Here is a 16,523-nt window from a genome sequence, read left to right as displayed (position 1 = left end):
TGCGTCCTCGCGTCACAGGTCTGCTTGCGTTTCGTGCGTGCTTTGCGAAGAAGCGGGGGCATGTCCGAGCCGCCAGAGAAGCCCGTGACTCCCTTGTTCGATACGACCCGTGACGCGCTGGCTTGGGGGGCGCGGCTTCCTCGGTGCTGGCGGGCGCGCCGCCGGTGCGCTCGATGTCGAGCCGGTACGACGTGGGGGCTCCCTGGGCAAGCTTCCACCGGAGGACCACCTTCGAGGGGTCCACGGGGGGCTCCGCGGCAGCCGCGGGAGCGGCTTCCGCGGGAGGCGGAGCGTCCTTCATCCCCGGCGGGCGGGGAATGGGCTCCATCTTCCCACGGGGCTCTTCCTTGCAGGCGGTCAGTGACAGGGCGACGACCAGACCAAACACGCTTTGCTTCACGCGGGGACGCTCCTTGGCAGCCCTCGCGGGATATCGAAGCAGGCGAGGTCATTCAAGTACGTCACCCGGCCGCTTCGAGGATGAATGGGCGAGATACACGTCGACCTGCGTCTTGACGCGTCCGGCGAAGTCTGGGTCGAGCCGCTCCATGATGGCCCATTCGAGATCGAGGTCCCTGCGGAGGTTGGGCCTGGCGGAGCGCACCAGCACGGGCTCGGTGGAGAGCAGGACCGTGGGCATGATGTTCTGCTTCTCCTCGGGGGTCGTCATGGTCGTCGTCTCCGGTGTCGGCAGCGACTGCGTCCGGGCGGGCATGTTGGCGGCCATATGGTATGCGCGCACGGTGAACCGGCCGTCGGGACGCTTGTGCCCCTCGACGTAGACGCGAGACCAGTGGGTGAAGACGTCGTAGTTGCCGGAGACCTTCCACGGCGTGATGAGGAACATCGGGTCCGTGCTGGGGAGCAGGGCATAGCCGCGCTCACTCAGGATCGCCTCGGCGGCCTTCATGACCTGTCGTGCGGGCATGTCGTACACCACATAGCTGCTCGTGCGCTCCAGCAGCGTCTGGCGGTGGTTCGTGCAACCCACCAGTGCGAGCAGCGTGAGGATGCTCACGAACGCGGGGGGCATCGTCATCGGCGGGCCTCCGTAAAGGGACGCGGGACGTGTGTCGTAGGGTGACAACGCCACGGCCAGGGCGGCCATATCGGCAGGGACATACGGAAAGTGGAGCGGGGCCGTGGAGGGCAGCCAGCCGTCTTGCGTCCTCGCGTCACAGGTCTGCTTGCGTTTCGTGCGTGCTTTGCGAAGAAGCGGGGGCATGTCCGAGCCGCCAGAGAAGCCCGTGACTCCCTTGTTCGATACGACCCGTGACGCGCTGGCGTGGCTGCGGGCGCAGGGGCTCGAGCACTTGTCGCGGCTGAGCCTGGCGGTGCTGATGCCACTGGTGGAAGCGGCCTGGCTGCCCCAGGCGCGTCCCGTGCTCGCCCGCCGAAGGCTCGTGGAGTTGCTGAGCACGGACTCGCTGGCGCGTTGGATGACGGAGGCGATGCCGTCTCCCCGGATGAAGGAGCTGCTGCCCACGCTCGCCTGGCGCTTCGTGGAGGCGGAGCGGCTGGGCGCGGAGGCGTCACGGGCTTCGCTCGAGGAGCGGCTCGCGCCGCCCGCCGAGCCCCGCACGCACCGCGTCCATGGCCTGCTGCTGGCGCTGCGTGCGCGCGTCCCGGCTTCCGTCGCTCCCCGGCCGATGCACGCGCTGGTACCGGACCTGATGCAGTACGACGCCCCGCTTCCGGGCTTCCGACTCCGCGAGACGCGCATCTCCGAGCTGCCTGTGGGGGCGCAGGCGGGCTTCATCCTTCCCGAGGCCCGGCTGATTTTCGCTCCCACCGAGGTGACGGGGGACTGCTCCTGTGGCGCGACGTTCTGCGTCCACTTGCTGGCGGCCATCGACACGGCGTTGCTGTGGTTGCGCCAGCCCTGGTCCGAGTCCTTTGGAGAGGAGCTGGAGGAGCTGGTCCGTCCCGGTTGGGAGCGCGCGCTGCGGGCGCTGGAGCGGGCCGTTGACGACAGTCCGGGTGGGCCTGGAGGCGGCGAGGTCTCCTGGCGGCTGGACGTCATCAACGGGTACGGCGTGGAGCTCGCGGCCTACGTGCACAAGCGCAACAAGAAGGGCCAGCGCAGCACGGGCGCGAAGGTGAGCCGGCGCAAGCTGCTGCAGGACCATGGCTCGCAATTGTCGCCGGCGGACGCGCGCCTGGCGGCGCTGCTGCCGGAGTCGGAGGCCCCCGCGTCGCGTGCGCTGCTCTTCGAACTGGTGGGGCATCCCCGCATCCACCTGGATGAGAATCCGGACCTGCTGGTGCGCATCGAGCGCGTGAAGGTCGGGCTCGTCGCCGAGGACCGGGACGGCGTGGTCATCGTGAGCGCGGGGGTGGATGGCGCAATGCTGCCCACGGCGATGCTGGAGCGGGTGCGCAAGGCTCAGCCGGAGGAGGGGCTCTACATCTGGGATGACAGCCAGCGGGTGCTCACGGTGCTGGACGCGGGCCCCGAGGTCCGCGCGCTGGTGACGGCGCTGAACCGCCACGGCAATTCGTTTCCGCCGGAGAGCCACGTCGCGTTGCTGGACCAGTTGTCGAAGCTGTCCCTGCGCGTGCCGGTGGCGCTGCCTCGGAGTGTCTTGGGGGAGTCGGTGCCGCTGCGCTACGCCCCCGTGGTGCGCATGGAGGCGCATGCGAGCGGGGCGGTCCGGGTGGAGCTGCGCACGCGCCCGTTGCCGGACAGTCCCACGTTCATTCCTGGAGAGGGGGCGCGCGACGTCCACGTCCGGCGGGGGACGGGGGCGGTGCACGCGGTGCGTGACTTCGTTCAGGAGCGCGACGCGGCGGAGTTGCTTCAGGCCCGGTTGCCGCTCGACACGGCGGAGCCCGAGGAGCTGCCCTTCACCTTCCGCTTCACCAGCGCGCAGGGCGGCCTCGCGGTGCTCGCGGCCTGTGTGGAGCTGGCGCCGAAGCCGGAGCTGGAGTGGGTGGGGGCGCCGGTGCGGCTGTTCCATGCCGCCGCGCCTCCGGCGCTGAAGGTCATCCTGGAGCGGAAGCGGGACTGGTTTGGCGTGCTGGGTGGGCTCTCCGTGGAAGGCGAGCGGGTGGAGCTGGCGCGGCTGCTCGATGCGGCGCGGCGGAAGGAACGTTTCGTCCAGGTGGACTCGACGTCCTACGTGGAGATTGAAGGCGCGCTGCGGGAGCACCTGGAGCGGCTGGCGGACCATGCGCATGCCACGCGCCATGGCCTGGAGGTGGGGCCTTCCGCGGTGGAGACGCTCACGGCGCTCCAGGACGCGGGCGCCGAGGTGGAGGCGGACAAGACGTGGCAGTCGCTGGTGGAGCGCATCTTCGCGGCGAAGGAGCTGAAGCCGCGGGTTCCCACGGGGCTGAAGACGGCGCTGCGGGATTACCAACTGGAGGGCTTCCGCTGGCTGACGCGGCTGGCTTCGTGGGGCGCGGGCGGGGTGCTCGCGGACGACATGGGCTTGGGCAAGACGGTGCAGGCGCTGACGGTGCTCCTGGACCGGAGCAAGCTGGGGCCCGCGCTGGTGCTGGCGCCGACGTCGGTGGCCTTCAACTGGATGGACGAGGCGAAGCGCTTCGCGCCGTCGCTGCGGATGACGCTGTTCTCGGACGCGGCGGACCGGGGCCGGACGTTGGAGCAACTGGGGCCCAAGGACGTGCTGGTGTTGAGCTATGGCCTGCTCACGCGGGACATCGAGCGGCTGTCGAAGCTGCGCTTCTCCACCATCATCTTCGATGAAGCGCAGACGTTGAAGAACGCGACGACGCACCGCTTCCGGGCGGCGCGGGCGCTTCAGGGAGACTTCAAGTTCGCGCTGTCGGGCACGCCGCTGGAGAACCACCTGGGCGAGCTGTGGAGTCTCTTCGCAGTCGTCTTCTCGGGGTTGCTCGGGAGCTGGGAGGCATTCCGTTCGCGCTTCGCCGCGCCGATTGAGCGGGGCGTGGACCCGACGGCCGCGCCCGCGCTGGCTCGGGTGCTCCAGCCCTTCCTGCTGCGCCGGACGAAGGCGCAGGTGGAGGCGCAGCTTCCGCCTCGGACGGACATCCGGGTGCCCATTGTCCTCTCGTCGGAGGAGTGGGCGCTTTACGAGGACGCGCGGCTGGCGGCGCTCTCGGATTTGGAGACGCGCAAGCCGAAGATGAAGGAGCAGGAGCGGCGCATCGAGATTCTGGCGGCGCTCACGCGGCTGCGGCTCCTGGCTTCACATCCTCGGCTGTATGACGCCGGGTCGAAGCTGGAGTCGGCCAAGCTGGAGCGGTTCATGGAGTTGGTGCGGGAGCTCCGCGCGGAGGGGCATCGCGCGCTCGTATTCAGCCAGTTCACGTCCCACCTGGCGCTGGTGCGCGAGGTGCTGGACGCGGAGGGGATTGATTACGAGTACCTGGATGGGCAGACGCCCGCGGGGGCTCGGGCAGAGCGGGTGCGCGCGTTTCAGGAGGGGGACGTGCCGCTGTTCCTGATTTCGCTCAAGGCCGGTGGCTTCGGACTGAATCTCACGGCAGCGACCACGGTGATTCATCTGGACCCGTGGTGGAACCCCGCCGTGGAGGACCAGGCCTCCGACCGCGCGCACCGGATTGGGCAGGAGCGGCCGGTGACGGTGTACCGCCTGGTGACGCGGGGGACCATCGAGGAGCAGATGCTGTCGCTGCACGAGCACAAGCGCGCGCTGGTGGCGGGGGTGCTGGAAGGGAAGGACGCGGCGGGACGGCTGTCGACCCAGGAGTTGCTGGGGCTGTTGTCCCAGCGGATGGCTCCGCCTGGGGAAGAGGAGGGGCCTCGGACTCGGCACTGATTCGGATTGTTGGGCCCCGCGTACCGATGCCGGAACCCAAGCACGCATCGAGGTGCGAACCTTGAGGACGTATGGACGACCTTGCCAGGAAGATTGCTGCTTGGTGCTGAAGCGTGATTTCCAGGCGAGCCATGCGAGGACAGGTCATTGCCCCTGATGTGGTATGCGCATTCACTGTGCTGATGCTGGGGTGCTCCAGCGGCGCGGTCAGCCGGCGCAGTGCTGACAGTCATGACGCTTATGCGCTGGCGGCCTGTACTGACAGCATGTCGTGCTGCATCCAGCGCAATCCTGGCGTGCCCGAAGCGTGCGGACTCTCAGCGGCGGAGGCTGCCGTGCACATGGCGGGCATGGATGCGGCTGCGAAACACACCGTCAAGGATGCCAGCGAAGACGATGGTTGGAAGCAGCACTGTATCGATACATATGTCAGGTGCAGGGACCAGAAGAAGCCGTATTGGGTCGGAGACTGCTACGCGTGCTTCCGCAACTGCGAAGGCCAGCGTGAGTGGCCGTACGAACTCTGCTACCAACGATAGGGAATGCCATGGATGGCTTGAACTGGAACGATGTTCGAGACCTCTCCCGCCGTGTTGCCCGCGGGGAGCCATTCGCGCTCACGGAGTCGACACGTTCGACACTGCTTAGGACGGCGCCTCAAGTGGGGATCGCCCTCAGTGATGTGGAGCGAGCGCTACAGTCTGAGTCCACTGCTGAGGAGTTGCTGGCGGAGGTAGCGAGGCGCATCAGCAATGGTTCGCGGCGTCTGTCGCGCACCTTGGCTGAAGTGGAGCGCTGCCGGGAATCTGGTGACGTCGATGGCGCTCGCCAGTTGCTGAACGACGTGCTCGTTGTGGAAGTGGTGCCGCACTACCAGGACATTCTGCGTGCGAATCTTACTGCACTGGATGACGGGGGGGCTGCACGCAGTTGAACCTCTCCACTCAGAGCAAGGTGGAGCCCAACTCTGGGCTGGACCAAGCCATTGTGCCGCACCGGGTTGTTGAGACACCAGGTTGGTCATACTCAGGCCGCTTGCTTCAGCCTCAACTCCCGCCGGGCCTGACTCGGCGAAAGGAAGTCGCGGCGCTCAAGTAGCCAGTGCTCGTTATACCGATGGGTCCATTCCAGCAGGGCCAGCCGGAGTTCCGCCACGAGTGGCGGTGTGTCACGCCGAGGTCGCCACTGTCGAGCGCACTCGCTCCTGCCGTCTGCTGCCCGGCAACCTCTTCAAGCGAGCACCGACCGGTGAACGGTTACCCCATGCGCTACCTTCAAAGGCAGACCCATGCTGCTTGGCGTAATCGCTACCCGCGCGGAGCGGCGGCACGCGACAGCCTGTCGCGGACCGCGATGCCCAGGCCGCTCTCAGCAGGGAGGCACGCCACCAGCACGTCGTGCCCCTGTGCATCCGCCTCGCGCAGACGGGCGTACAGCACGCGAGCGGCACCCGTGGGCTCATCCGGCACATCGAAGCGCGGCACATCGGGTGGCAACGCAAGGCTCGCAGGCCCCAGTACCCCCACGCGCAATCCCTGTCCACGCAGTTCCTGGACGCGCATCACGGCCTGCCCGGGCTCGGTCAGCACCACGCCGGCACGCGGCGCGTAGTGTGATTCCAGTGAGCCTGACACGCGCACCTTGGACGAAGTCCTCACCGGCACCTTGCGCCCCAGCACCCGCTCCACATCCTCCGCCGCCAGACCTCCGGGCCGGAGAATCGCGGGCTCATTCGAGCTCAAGTCCACGATGGTCGACTCCACCCCCACCGTGCACGGGCCTCCATCTAGGACGAGGTCCACGTCTCCGCCCAGGTCCTCCCGCACGTGCTCCGCCGTGGTGGGGCTCACCTTGCCAAACCGGTTCGCGCTCGGCGCGGCAAGCCCTCCGCCCAGCTTCTGGAGCACCGCGAGCGCCACCGGGTGATTCGGCACGCGCAGGGCAACGGTGTCCTGCCCACCCGTGACGGCATCCGTGGCCCGCGCCGTGCGCGGCAGCACCAGCGTCAACGGCCCGGGCCAGAAGGCTTCGGCCAGCTTCCGTGCGGCCTCTGGGACTTCACGTGCCCACGTGTTCAGGTGCTCGACGCCTGGGATGTGGACGATGAGGGGATGGGTGGCGGGGCGGCCCTTGATGGCGAAGACGCGGCGCACGGCCAATTCGTCCTCCGCGTTGGCGGACAGACCGTAGACGGTTTCCGTCGGCAGGGCGACGACACCACCGTGCCGCAGCAATTCCACCGCGCGTTCAAGGGACTCTGGAGCAATCATGCGCCGCCGCACTGTCGCCGCAGGAGGGAACATGGGCAAGTCGCACGTCTTCGATGCTCGCACTCGGATGCCCGTCACGGCCAAGGACCTCTTCGCCTGGCATGCCCGGGAAGGGGCGCTCGAACGCCTGACGCCCCCCTGGGAGCGGATGGAGGTCCTGGAGCGCACCGGCGATGGCATCCGCATCGGCGCCCGCGTCGTCGTCCGCATGCGCGTGGGCCCCATCCCCCAACGCCTGGTGGCCGAGCACACCGCCTACGTCGAAGACGCCATGTTCCAGGACACGCAGATGTCCGGCCCCTTCGCGAAGTGGGTCCACACCCACCGGATGTGGCCCGAGCCCGCCACGGGCACGTCCATCCTGGATGACGAAGTGGAATACGTCCTCCCCGTAGGCCCCCTGGGCAACCTCTTCGGCGGAGGCTTCGCCCGGCGCACCCTGGAGCGGATGTTCGCGTACCGCCACCGCGTCACGCTCGAGGACTTGAAGCGTCACGCCCCCTTCGCGGGGCAGGGGCCGCTCACCATCGCCGTCACCGGAGCCTCGGGGCTGGTGGGCTCGTCGCTGGTGCCCTTTCTCACCACGGGCGGCCACACGGTGAAGCGCATGGTGCGCGGCAAGGCGGACTCCTCGCGGAACGAGGTCGCCTGGGCGCCTGACAAGGGCGAGGTGGACACCGACGCACTCGAAGGCGTGGACGCCGTGGTGCACCTCGCGGGCGTCAACGTGGCCGGCCAGCGTTGGACCCCCGAGTACAAGGACGCCATCCTCAAGAGCCGCACCCAGGGCACTCGCACCCTGGCCGAAGCCCTGGCGCGGATGAAGCGCAAGCCGAAGGTGCTCGTCTCCGCGGGCGGCAGCAGCATCTACGGGGACCGCGGCGACGAAGTCCTCACCGAGGAGAGCAGTACGGACGGGAAGGGCTTTCTCTCCCAGGTATCACGCGAGTGGGAAGCCGCCGCCGCGCCCGCCGAGGCCGCCGGCATCCGCGTGGTGCACCTGCGCATCGGCCCCGTCCTGGACGCGCGCGAGGGCGCCCTGGCGAAGATGCTGCCAGCGTTCCTCGCGGGAGGCGGCGGGCCCATCGGCTCCGGGCAGCAGTGGATGAGCTGGGTGTCGCTGGAGGACGTGCTCGGGCTCATCCACTTCTCTGTCTTCACCGACGCCGCGCGCGGAGCCATCAACGCCGTGGCGCCGGGGGCGGTGCGGCAGGCGGACTTCGCTCGGATGCTGGGCAAGGTGTTGCGGCGTCCGGCCGTCTTCCCGGTCCCCGCGCCCGTGGTGCGAACCCTCTTCGGACAGATGGGGCAAGAGGCGCTGCTGGACGGCGCGCGAATCGTGCCCCAGGCAGCCCAGCGGCTGGGGTTCGTCTTCCTCCTTCCCGATCTGGAAAGCGCGCTGCGCTTCACATTGGGGCGCACGACGAAGGGCCCTGAATACCGCCATTCTTAGCGAGTCCGGCGCTTGACAATCCCCTCCGCTGCGCCAGAAGAAACGACGCATTCGAAGGGGAGAGGACTCCTGATGATTCAGGTCGAAGGGCTGACCAAATACTACGGTGAGCACGCGGCGATCCGGGACCTGGCCTTCACCATCAGCCAGGGAGAAGTTATTGGCTTCCTGGGCCTCAATGGCGCAGGAAAATCGACGACGCTGAAGGTCCTGGGGTGCGTGCTGCTGCCGACCTCGGGGCGTGTCGTCATCGACGGCCATGACGTGGTGAGCAATGCCCACGAGGTCCGCCAGCGCATCGGCTACCTGCCGGACGTGCCTCCGCTCTACGACGAGATGACGGTGGGGGAATACCTGGCCTACGTCGCGCAGCTTCGCGGCGTTACGTCCCGGGACACCGCCCGCCGCGTGGGCGAGGCCGAGGAGAAGACGGGCCTGCGTGACGTCCACGGCGAGCTCATCTCCACACTCAGTCACGGCTACCGCCAGCGCGTAGGCGTGGCGCAGGCGCTGGTGCACAAGCCCGCCCTGCTCATCCTCGACGAGCCCACCAGCGGGCTCGACCCCCGGCAGATTGTCGAGATGCGCGACGTCATCCGCGGGTTGAAGGGCGCGCACACGGTGCTCGTCTCCAGCCACATCCTCCCGGAAATCTCCCAGACGTGTGACCGGCTGCTCATCATCCACAAGGGGATGTTGGTGGCGCAGGGCACGGAGGAGGAGTTGGCGGCGAAGATGGGCGGCCGGGGCACCATCGAGCTGGAGGTGCGCGGCGACAAGGCGCGCGCGGTGGAGGTGCTCCAGCGCTTTGGCGCGGTGGAGGTGGACCGCGCGTCGGACGGCCTGGTGGCGCTGACGGTGCGGGCCTCGCCCGACCAGCGGCCCCAGGTGGCGCAGGCGGTGGTGGGCGCGGGCCTGGAGTTGTTGCGGCTGGACCAGGGAGCCGGTCAGCTCGAATCCATCTTCTTGCGGCTGACACACGGCCAGGAGGCGCGCGCGTGAAAGCGCTGCTCATCGCCCGCCGCGAGCTGTCCGCCTATCTGCGCACGCTCAGCGGCTACGTCATCATCGCGGTCATCCTCGCGTTGAATGGCTTGTTCTTCAACGCGTATGCCCTGGGCGGCGCCAGCAAGCGCTCCGCCGAGGTGCTGTCTCAGTTCTTCTATTACTCGAGCGGCTTCACCGTCGTCGCCTCGGTGTTCATCTCGATGCGCCTGCTGGCCGAGGAGCGTCAGACGGGAACGCTGTCGCTGCTGTACTCGTCACCGCTGCGCGACCGCGACATCGTCCTGGGCAAGTTCCTCGCGGGACTGGCCTTCCTCGCGTTGTACCTCCTGTGCACTGTCTACATGCCGCTGCTGGTGATGGTGAATGGCAAGGTGTCCTTCGGGCACGTGGCGGCGGGGTACTTCGGTCTGCTGCTGCTGGGCAGCGCGTCGCTGGCGGTGGGGACGTTCGGCTCGGCGCTGGCGCGCAACCAGTTGCTCGCTGCGATTACGTCCGCGGTGATGCTGGTGGCCCTCATCCTGTGCTGGCTCCTGGCGCGCATCACCGAGCAGCCGCTGGCGGATGTCTTCAGCGCGATGTCGCTGTGGAATCAGCACTTCCCGCCGTTCCAGGCGGGGCTCATCCACGTGCGTGACGTCGTCTACTACCTCGTGGTCACCTACGTGGCGCTGTTCGCGGCCACGCGGGTGCTCGAGGCGCGGAGGTGGCGATGAGCGCGCGTCCTTCGAGCGGGGGACTCCCCGTGACGCTGGCCTTCGTCTCGGGCCTGCTGGCGGTCTTCCTCGGTGAGCGGCTCTTTGGCATCGGCACGGGCCGCACCGTCCTGTCTGGCCTGGGCGTGGCGGTGGCGGTGGGCGCGCTGTGCTGGCGCTTCGCGCGCATGCGGTCGGCCAGCGCGGACCGGCGCGCTGTCGAGGCGTGGGTGTCGGGTCTGTACGGCGTGGGGCTCCTGGCCCTGGGGCTCTACTTCGTCCAATCGGACGTAGGCACCGGCCTCTTCGGCGGTCCCTTGTCCCAGAAGGCGCCTCGGCTGGCGGTGTCGCTGGCGGCGCTCTTCCCGGCGTTGCTCGCGTGCTGCTTGCTGCCGCTGGCGATGGTGGAGGTCGCCGCCACGGCGATGACGCGCGCACCCGTGCTGGAGACGGGCCGTGTCCGCAGCGCGCTGTACTCCGGGCTGGGGCTGGCCTTCGTGCTCGTCTTCGCCTTCGCGTCCATGTTCGTCGCCACCCAGGCCGACGTCACGTGGGACCTGTCCTACTTCCGCACCGCGAAGCCCGGCGACGGCACGCGCAAGGTGATTCGCGGGCTCAATGAGCCGCTCCAGGTGACGCTCTTCTTCCCACCCGCGAACGAGGTGGGCGAAGCGGTGGGGCAGTACTTCCGCGACCTGTCGGTGGAGAGTCCGGGCCTGCTCAACGTGGTGCGGCTGGACCAGGCGGTGGAGCCGGCTCGGGCGAGGTCGCTGGGCGTCCACAACAACGGCACCATCGTCCTGGCGCGCGGCGACCGGAAGGAGCCGCTCACGGTGGGCCTGGAAGTCGAGCGGGCGCGCGGCCAGCTCCAGCGGTTGGACCAGGAGGTCCAACGCCGCCTGCTGACGGTGGCCCGGCCTCGTCGGGTCGTCTACTTCACATCCGGCCACGGTGAGCGCGCCGAGTCGCGGGCGGTGCCGGGCGAGACGACCCGCCCGTCCGTGGAGAAGCTGAAGGAGTTGCTGCGCGCGCAGAACGTGGACGTGCGGCCGCTCGGTGTCTCCGAGGGCCTGGGCACCGAGGTGCCGCGTGACGCCTCCGTGGTGGTGGTGGCGGGCCCGACGCAGGCGTTCCTCCCCGAGGAGCTGAATGCCTTGCGTGAGTACGCCGCGCGCGGCGGCCGGCTGTGGCTGGCGCTGGAGCCGGAGGGACCGGACTTCCAGCCGCTGCTGGAGCCCCTGGGCCTGAAGTACCTCAAGACGCCGCTGGCCAATGACCAAGTGTACTTCCGCACGGCGCGGCAGCAGAGCGACCGCGGCAACCTGGGCACGGCGACGTTTTCCTCGCACCCGTCCGTCACGTCGCTGTCGTCGTTGGCGGGACAGGCGCCGGTCGTCTTCCTGAGCGCGGGCGCCCTGGAGCAGATTCAGCCGTTGCCGGCAGGTCTGGCGCAGGACGTGTCAGTGCGAGCGCACGGCGCCACCTTCGCGGACGCCAATGGCAACTTCACATTGGACGCGGGTGAGATGCGGCGGCCCTGGCCCCTGGTCATCGCGGTGGAGAAGCCCGCGCCGGCCGGCCAGGAGGCGATGCGCGCCGTGGTGATGGCGGACGCGGACGCGGTGAGTGACTTGCTGATGGGCAACATGGGCAACGCATACCTGGCGGTGGACACGCTGCGGTGGCTCACCGGTGAGGAGTCCATCTCCGGCGCCGTGTCCTCGGAGGAAGACACGCCCATCCAGCACACGCGGGAGCAGGACGTCCTCTGGTTCTACGCGACGGTGTTCCTGGGGCCGGCCCTGGTGCTGGCGGTGGGCTTCGTGACGACGCGCCGGCGAGGGCGCCGCGCGCCGCGCCCCGCGGTGGCGGGAGGTGAGCGATGAAGGTTCGGGACCTGGCCCTCCAAGGGGCCCTGGCGGCGGCCGCGTTGATTGCAGCGTTCGTCGTCTGGCAGCGCGAGCCCTCCGCGGGCCCGGGGGAAGTCACGGTGGTGGATGTCCCGGCGCGCGCGCTGGATAGCATCCGCTACGAGGACGACTCCCGCTTCGTGGACGTGTTCCGCGATGCCCGTGAGCGTGACCGGCTCTGGGTGCGTCTGGGCTACAAGGCCTCCAGGGCGGCCTCCGGCGATGCGAATGCGGGCGCCACCGACGCGGGCGTGGCTCCTCAGGCGGCGGACGCGGGCGGTGCCACCGCGGCGGTGGGCACGGACGCGGGCACCGGCGCCGCCGCGGGACAGCCGCCCGTGGCCGCGCGCGAGGAACCACCACCGCCGCGCGAGCTGCGCGCCAACGAGGTGGCGGACAAGCTGTTCTCCCGCTTCGCGCCCATGCGCGCCATGCGGGCGCTGGGTGAGCTGGACGCGAAGAAGCTGGAGGAGGTCGGCCTGGCCACGTCTCCGCGCAAGCTGACGCTGACCGTGGCCGGAAAGGCGCGTGTGTTCGCCTTGGCGTCGCCTCCGGGCGGCTGGGGGACGCCGTACCTGCGCAGCGAGGAGGACGGCCGCGTGTACCTGCTGGGCCCGGCGATGCTGCCGGACCTGGAGAACGCGAACAGCCGTCTGGTGGACCGCCGGCTGCACACCTTCGACCTGGGAGACTTCGACGCGGTGACCATCCGCGCGGGTGGCGCCACCCGTGCCTTCCGGGCCACGGGCAAGGCTCCCGGCCCAGTGGTCCTGGCGCCGGAGGACGCACCGGAGCGGCCGGACGACTTCGCGCGCAACTGGCATGACCGCGTGTGGCGGATGATGCCGGTGGACCTGCTCGGCCGCGACGAGCCGCTTCCCGGGGGCGAGCCGCAGGAGTCCTTCCGTGTGGACTACCTGCGCGCGGGCCGGGCCGTTGGCCACGTCATGGTGGTGAAGAGCGAGGGGGGCTTCTACGCCCGGACCGAGCACACCACGGGCTGGGCCCGGCTCCACGCCGGGATGGACGCGCTGGTGGAAGAGGCGGCTCGGGTGACGGCGCCCGTGTCCACCGCTTCAGGGAAGTGATGCGTCCTCGTCACGCAGGCCCAGGTGCACGTCCACGAAGCTGTACGGCGCCCAGGGCCCGGTGAAGCGGAACGTGTACGTGTCCGAGCGCGCGGCCAGGGAGCGGACCTTCTCCTCGAAGGACTCCAACCGGGCCCGCTCGACGAGGAAGGCCGCGTTGAGCAGCATCCGCTCACCCACGGGGGGATGCTCGCGCATGGCGGCGGCTCGGGGGCGCAGGCCCTCCAGCAGCGCCCGCATGTCACGCCCGGCGCGGTCCTCCACGGCGGCCTCCAAGCGGCGCTCGTGCTCGGCCTCCGGCTCATCTTCGCGCCGGTGAAGCTGGGCGTCTTCCAGCACCAACCGCTGGGCGAGGTGCTCGCGGTGCCAGAGCACCTTCAGGCCCAGCTCCACCTTGCCTTCCAGCGCGTCCAGCACGCCGGACAGTTCGCGATGGGCCGTGCGCAGCACAGCGCGTACCTGGGCCTCGGACGCCATGACGGTGCCGAAGGCCACGGGGAGCACGGTGTGCTCACGGAGCAGGGTTTCGGTGACGCGCTGGTGCCCCAGCAGGTGCGCTCGCGTCGGGTCCACCACGCGGCCTGGCGCCACGGACACCAGGGCCGTGAGGCCCGCCTCGCTCACCGCGTACACCTGCGCGGGAACAGCGCCCAATCCGATGCGCCCGACGTCCAGGGGCGCGGTGGCACGGACGATGCCGTAGAGATACCGGAGTCCGTCGGGCGTCACCGTCTCCGCCGTGGGGGGCGAAGGCCGTGCGGCCTGGGCCGTGCGGGTGTCGCCGTGAGCCGCCCCCTTCCGGGGCCGTGTCGTCCGGGACATGGTGCGCTTCACCTCGCCGATGCGCCTCCGTGGGTGGCGAGCACGCGGCGGACTTCATCCACCAGCGCGTCCGGCAGGCAGGGCTTGGTGACGAAGGAGTCGCAGCCCGCGCCCTTGGCTTCGTCGGACTGCCCCGTCATCGCATGGCCCGTGAGCGCCACCACGGGGATGGCGCACGTGCGGTCGTCGCCCTTCAGCCGCCGTGTCGCCTCCCAGCCGTCCATGATGGGCAGCGACAGGTCCATGAGGATGATGTCGGGCCGCAGCTCGAAGGCCTTGTCCAGCGCCTCCTGGCCGTTCTTGGCCTCGGCGACGCGGAAGCCCGAGAACTCCAGGTACTCGGCGTACATCTCCCGGGCATCTTGATAGTCGTCAACGACGAGCACGAGGGGCTTCGGGGTCTCAGATGGGTTCGTCATGCGCGCCTCGCGCGTCGGGGAAAGTGCAGGGTGAATGTCGAACCCTCGCCCTGGGTGCTCTGGAGGGTGACGCGCCCCCCCAGCATGGCAGCCAGGCGACGGCAGATGGAGAGCCCCAGACCCGTGCCTCCATAGGCCCGGGTCGGAGAGCTGTCCACCTGCTGGAAGTCCTCGAAGATTTTTTCCTGGTTCGCTGGGTCGATGCCAATGCCCGTGTCCGTCACGGAGATGGTGAGCGTGGACGTAGCAGCCACGTACTCCGCCTGCACCTGCACTGAGCCTTCGTGCGTGAACTTCAACGCATTCGACAGGAGGTTGAGGACGATTTGTTTCACCTTCTGCCGGTCACTGTACACAGCCGGCACGCGCGGGCCGAGGTGGGCGCTCACCGTCAGCTTGCTGCGCGCGATGATGGGGTCCATCTCCGCCATGACCTCCTGGAGCAGCTCCGGGATGCCGAAGTCCGACAGGTTCAAGGGCATCCGGCCCGCTTCGATGCGGGTGATGTCCAGAATCTCGTTGATGACTTCCAACAGGTGTCTGCCGTTGGAGTCGATGCGCGTGAGGTTTCGCTTCTGCGCCGGGTTCAGTTCGCCGGACACGCCCTGCAGCAGCATGTTCGTGTAGCCGAGGATGGCGTTGAGCGGCGTGCGGAACTCGTGGGACATATTGGCCAGGAACTGGGACTTGGCCGCGCTGGCCTGCTCCACCTGGATGGCCTGCCGGCGCAGCATCTCGTTCTGTTCGGCCAGCTCCGCGGTGGCAGCCTGCACGCGCGCCTCCAGGTGGACGGAACCTTCCTTCACCCGCTCCAGCAGCCGTGCCTTCTCCAGCGCCTCGCTGCGGTCGTGGAAGAGGGTGACGATGCCCGTCAGCTCACCGGAGTCGCCCAGGACCTTGCTGGCCACGGCCTCCATGGGGAGCGTGGCGCCCGTGGCCGGGTCCACCAGCCCGAGCTGTCCGCGCCAGCGGGGCCGTCCTTCCGCGTCCAGCAGGTTGGCGAGGAACGACGAGAAGCTCGCGTTGTTGGAGCGCAGCCGCCGCAGCGCCGCTTCCCCACTGTCGGGGTGTGTGGCGAAGAGCTTCTCGGCCGGGCCGTTCATCATCACCATGCCGCCCGCCGGGTCGGACAGGATGATGGGGTCTGGCACGGAGTCCAGCACGCGGTCCAGCCGGTGACGCTCGCTGCGGGCCTCCCGCTCCGTGTCGCGCAGGCGCCGGTAGCTCTCACCCAGCGCCTGGGTGGCGCGGCCCAGGTCCGTCACGTTGCGCAGCACGCTGACCAGGGACTCGCGGCCATCCGGCTCGAGTACGGGCGTGCTGACGACTTCGAAGAGCAGGTCGATTCCCTCCACCGGGTCCACCAGCGGGACTTCCCGTCGGCGTACGGTGGACGTGTCACCGCTGGCGAAGCTGGCCAGCGCGGAGGAGAACACCTGCCGATTGAGCTCCGTCGCCCGGCGGCGGCCTTCGCTCGCGTTCGGCCCGGCCACCAGCAGCACCTCCGCGCGGGTGTTGGCGATGTGGGGCCGTCCCTCCAGGTCCGTCAGCAGCACGGGGTCCGCCACGGTGTCGATGATGCGGCGGAGCAGCTCGCCGCCCGCCACCTCGCGGCGCTCCGGGGGCAGCATGGCGGCCAGCCGGGGGCCGACGTGCGCGCTCACCCAGGCTGCGTCCGGCGTCAGCGTGGGGCCGTCCGCGGACAGCAGCAGCAGGCCCGCGGCGGGTGCTCCGGAGCGGCCCAGGGGCACCGCGATGCATCCCTCGGCCGGCAGCGGGGCCCGGGGGGCGGCGAAGAAGCGAGGCGCCCCCTGCGTCAGCGTCTCCGCCAGGGGATGGGAGGTCTCACCGGGCTGGAACGCCAGGGCGTCACGCTGGGCCTCGGATAGGTTCCGGGCCGCGAGGCAGACCCACTTTTCCGTGCCGCTGCCGCGCGCGAGGCAGGCCGCGACGTCCGACGGCCGCTCGCGGGTGAGCCACGCCACCACGTGCTGCGCGCACAGACGTGGCTCGTCGCAGGCGAGCAGGTGCTCAGCCAGGGCGAGCCGAGCTTCGACGTCTGGCCCGGGGGTTGGGGTGGGCAGTGCGGCGG

The 16,523-nt window shown here is 69.5% G+C and carries 13 protein-coding genes and 1 pseudogene; 8 read left to right on the top strand and 6 right to left on the bottom strand.

Annotated elements, in window-relative coordinates:
- Together FMP39_RS38335 and FMP39_RS34840 are read right to left on the bottom strand one after the other, a co-directional pair.
- A pseudogene (locus FMP39_RS38335) lies at nt 1–400 on the bottom strand (hypothetical protein); the annotation flags it as partial.
- Between the two features lie 48 nt (nt 401–448).
- On the bottom strand, nt 449–1,039 hold the full coding sequence (locus FMP39_RS34840) for a hypothetical protein (protein WP_228558595.1): 591 nt from the start codon (nt 1,037–1,039) through the stop codon (nt 449–451).
- Between the two features lie 184 nt (nt 1,040–1,223).
- Between FMP39_RS34840 and FMP39_RS34835 the strand changes: the two genes are divergently transcribed.
- The 3 genes from FMP39_RS34835 to FMP39_RS34830 all read left to right on the top strand — a co-directional run bounded on the left by FMP39_RS34835 (nt 1,224) and on the right by FMP39_RS34830 (nt 5,703).
- Nucleotides 1,224–4,769 (top strand): DEAD/DEAH box helicase, encoded by a 3,546-nt coding sequence (locus FMP39_RS34835; RefSeq protein ID WP_228558594.1) that lies wholly within the window; start codon nt 1,224–1,226, stop codon nt 4,767–4,769.
- Nucleotides 4,770–4,900: 131 nt separating this feature from the next.
- The gene (locus tag FMP39_RS37630; RefSeq protein WP_141594306.1) at nt 4,901–5,308 is read left to right on the top strand and encodes a hypothetical protein; all 408 of its coding nucleotides are present in this window, start codon (nt 4,901–4,903) and stop codon (nt 5,306–5,308) included.
- Between the two features lie 8 nt (nt 5,309–5,316).
- Entirely contained in the window at nt 5,317–5,703 is a 387-nt protein-coding gene (locus FMP39_RS34830) for a DUSAM domain-containing protein (protein ID WP_141594305.1), read from the top strand.
- A 373-nt stretch (nt 5,704–6,076) separates the two neighbouring features.
- Here the strand turns inward: FMP39_RS34830 and FMP39_RS34825 are convergent, their stop codons facing one another.
- Nucleotides 6,077–7,039 (bottom strand): L-threonylcarbamoyladenylate synthase, encoded by a 963-nt coding sequence (locus FMP39_RS34825; protein ID WP_141594304.1) that lies wholly within the window; start codon nt 7,037–7,039, stop codon nt 6,077–6,079.
- A gap of 31 nt (nt 7,040–7,070) precedes the next feature.
- Between FMP39_RS34825 and FMP39_RS34820 the strand changes: the two genes are divergently transcribed.
- The 5 genes from FMP39_RS34820 (at nt 7,071) to FMP39_RS34800 (ending at nt 13,190) form a co-directional block, all read left to right on the top strand.
- Nucleotides 7,071–8,492, top strand: coding sequence for a TIGR01777 family oxidoreductase (locus FMP39_RS34820; protein WP_141594303.1), 1,422 nt, complete (start codon nt 7,071–7,073; stop codon nt 8,490–8,492).
- 72 nt (nt 8,493–8,564) lie between these two features.
- Complete coding sequence (locus FMP39_RS34815) at nt 8,565–9,494, top strand: ABC transporter ATP-binding protein (protein WP_141594302.1); 930 nt, start codon at nt 8,565–8,567, stop codon at nt 9,492–9,494.
- Complete coding sequence (locus FMP39_RS34810; RefSeq protein WP_011551659.1) at nt 9,491–10,213, top strand: ABC transporter permease; 723 nt, start codon at nt 9,491–9,493, stop codon at nt 10,211–10,213. The genes FMP39_RS34815 and FMP39_RS34810 overlap by 4 nt, the downstream gene beginning before the upstream one ends.
- Nucleotides 10,210–12,078: a Gldg family protein gene (locus FMP39_RS34805; RefSeq protein ID WP_141594301.1), complete on the top strand. Its 1,869-nt coding sequence runs from the start codon at nt 10,210–10,212 to the stop codon at nt 12,076–12,078. Before FMP39_RS34810 ends, FMP39_RS34805 begins: the two co-directional genes overlap by 4 nt.
- Nucleotides 12,075–13,190: a hypothetical protein gene (locus FMP39_RS34800; RefSeq protein WP_141594300.1), complete on the top strand. Its 1,116-nt coding sequence runs from the start codon at nt 12,075–12,077 to the stop codon at nt 13,188–13,190. Before FMP39_RS34805 ends, FMP39_RS34800 begins: the two co-directional genes overlap by 4 nt.
- On the opposite strand, the gene FMP39_RS34795 is transcribed toward FMP39_RS34800, so the two are convergent.
- The 3 genes from FMP39_RS34795 to FMP39_RS34785 are packed head-to-tail and all read right to left on the bottom strand — an operon-like array spanning nt 13,179 to nt 16,515.
- Nucleotides 13,179–14,012, bottom strand: coding sequence for a GvpL/GvpF family gas vesicle protein (locus FMP39_RS34795; RefSeq protein WP_194858691.1), 834 nt, complete (start codon nt 14,010–14,012; stop codon nt 13,179–13,181). The two genes, FMP39_RS34800 and FMP39_RS34795, sit on opposite strands and share 12 nt — an antisense overlap.
- 8 nt (nt 14,013–14,020) lie before the next feature.
- Entirely contained in the window at nt 14,021–14,431 is a 411-nt protein-coding gene (locus FMP39_RS34790) for a response regulator (RefSeq protein WP_141594298.1), read from the bottom strand.
- Nucleotides 14,428–16,515, bottom strand: coding sequence for an ATP-binding protein (locus FMP39_RS34785; protein ID WP_141594309.1), 2,088 nt, complete (start codon nt 16,513–16,515; stop codon nt 14,428–14,430). The genes FMP39_RS34790 and FMP39_RS34785 overlap by 4 nt, the downstream gene beginning before the upstream one ends.
- Nucleotides 16,516–16,523 lie beyond the last annotated feature (8 nt).

Source organism: Myxococcus sp. AB056 (genome assembly GCF_006547365.1).
Lineage (GTDB): Bacteria > Myxococcota > Myxococcia > Myxococcales > Myxococcaceae > Myxococcus > Myxococcus virescens.
The sequence above is the reverse complement of the archived record's forward strand: the minus strand, read 5'-3'. Positions and strand labels throughout refer to the sequence as shown.

Bases quoted from the DNA above. Each gene is read 5' to 3' on its own strand.
- FMP39_RS34840 (WP_228558595.1), bottom strand. From the start codon at position 1,039: ATGACGATGCCCCCCGCGTTCGTGAGCATCCTCACGCTGCTCGCACTG.
- FMP39_RS34835 (WP_228558594.1), top strand. From the start codon at position 1,224: ATGTCCGAGCCGCCAGAGAAGCCCGTGACTCCCTTGTTCGATACGACC.
- FMP39_RS37630 (WP_141594306.1), top strand. From the start codon at position 4,901: ATGCGAGGACAGGTCATTGCCCCTGATGTGGTATGCGCATTCACTGTG.
- FMP39_RS34830 (WP_141594305.1), top strand. From the start codon at position 5,317: ATGGATGGCTTGAACTGGAACGATGTTCGAGACCTCTCCCGCCGTGTT.
- FMP39_RS34825 (WP_141594304.1), bottom strand. From the start codon at position 7,039: ATGATTGCTCCAGAGTCCCTTGAACGCGCGGTGGAATTGCTGCGGCAC.
- FMP39_RS34820 (WP_141594303.1), top strand. From the start codon at position 7,071: ATGGGCAAGTCGCACGTCTTCGATGCTCGCACTCGGATGCCCGTCACG.
- FMP39_RS34815 (WP_141594302.1), top strand. From the start codon at position 8,565: ATGATTCAGGTCGAAGGGCTGACCAAATACTACGGTGAGCACGCGGCG.
- FMP39_RS34805 (WP_141594301.1), top strand. From the start codon at position 10,210: ATGAGCGCGCGTCCTTCGAGCGGGGGACTCCCCGTGACGCTGGCCTTC.
- FMP39_RS34800 (WP_141594300.1), top strand. From the start codon at position 12,075: ATGAAGGTTCGGGACCTGGCCCTCCAAGGGGCCCTGGCGGCGGCCGCG.
- FMP39_RS34795 (WP_194858691.1), bottom strand. From the start codon at position 14,012: ATGTCCCGGACGACACGGCCCCGGAAGGGGGCGGCTCACGGCGACACC.
- FMP39_RS34790 (WP_141594298.1), bottom strand. From the start codon at position 14,431: ATGACGAACCCATCTGAGACCCCGAAGCCCCTCGTGCTCGTCGTTGAC.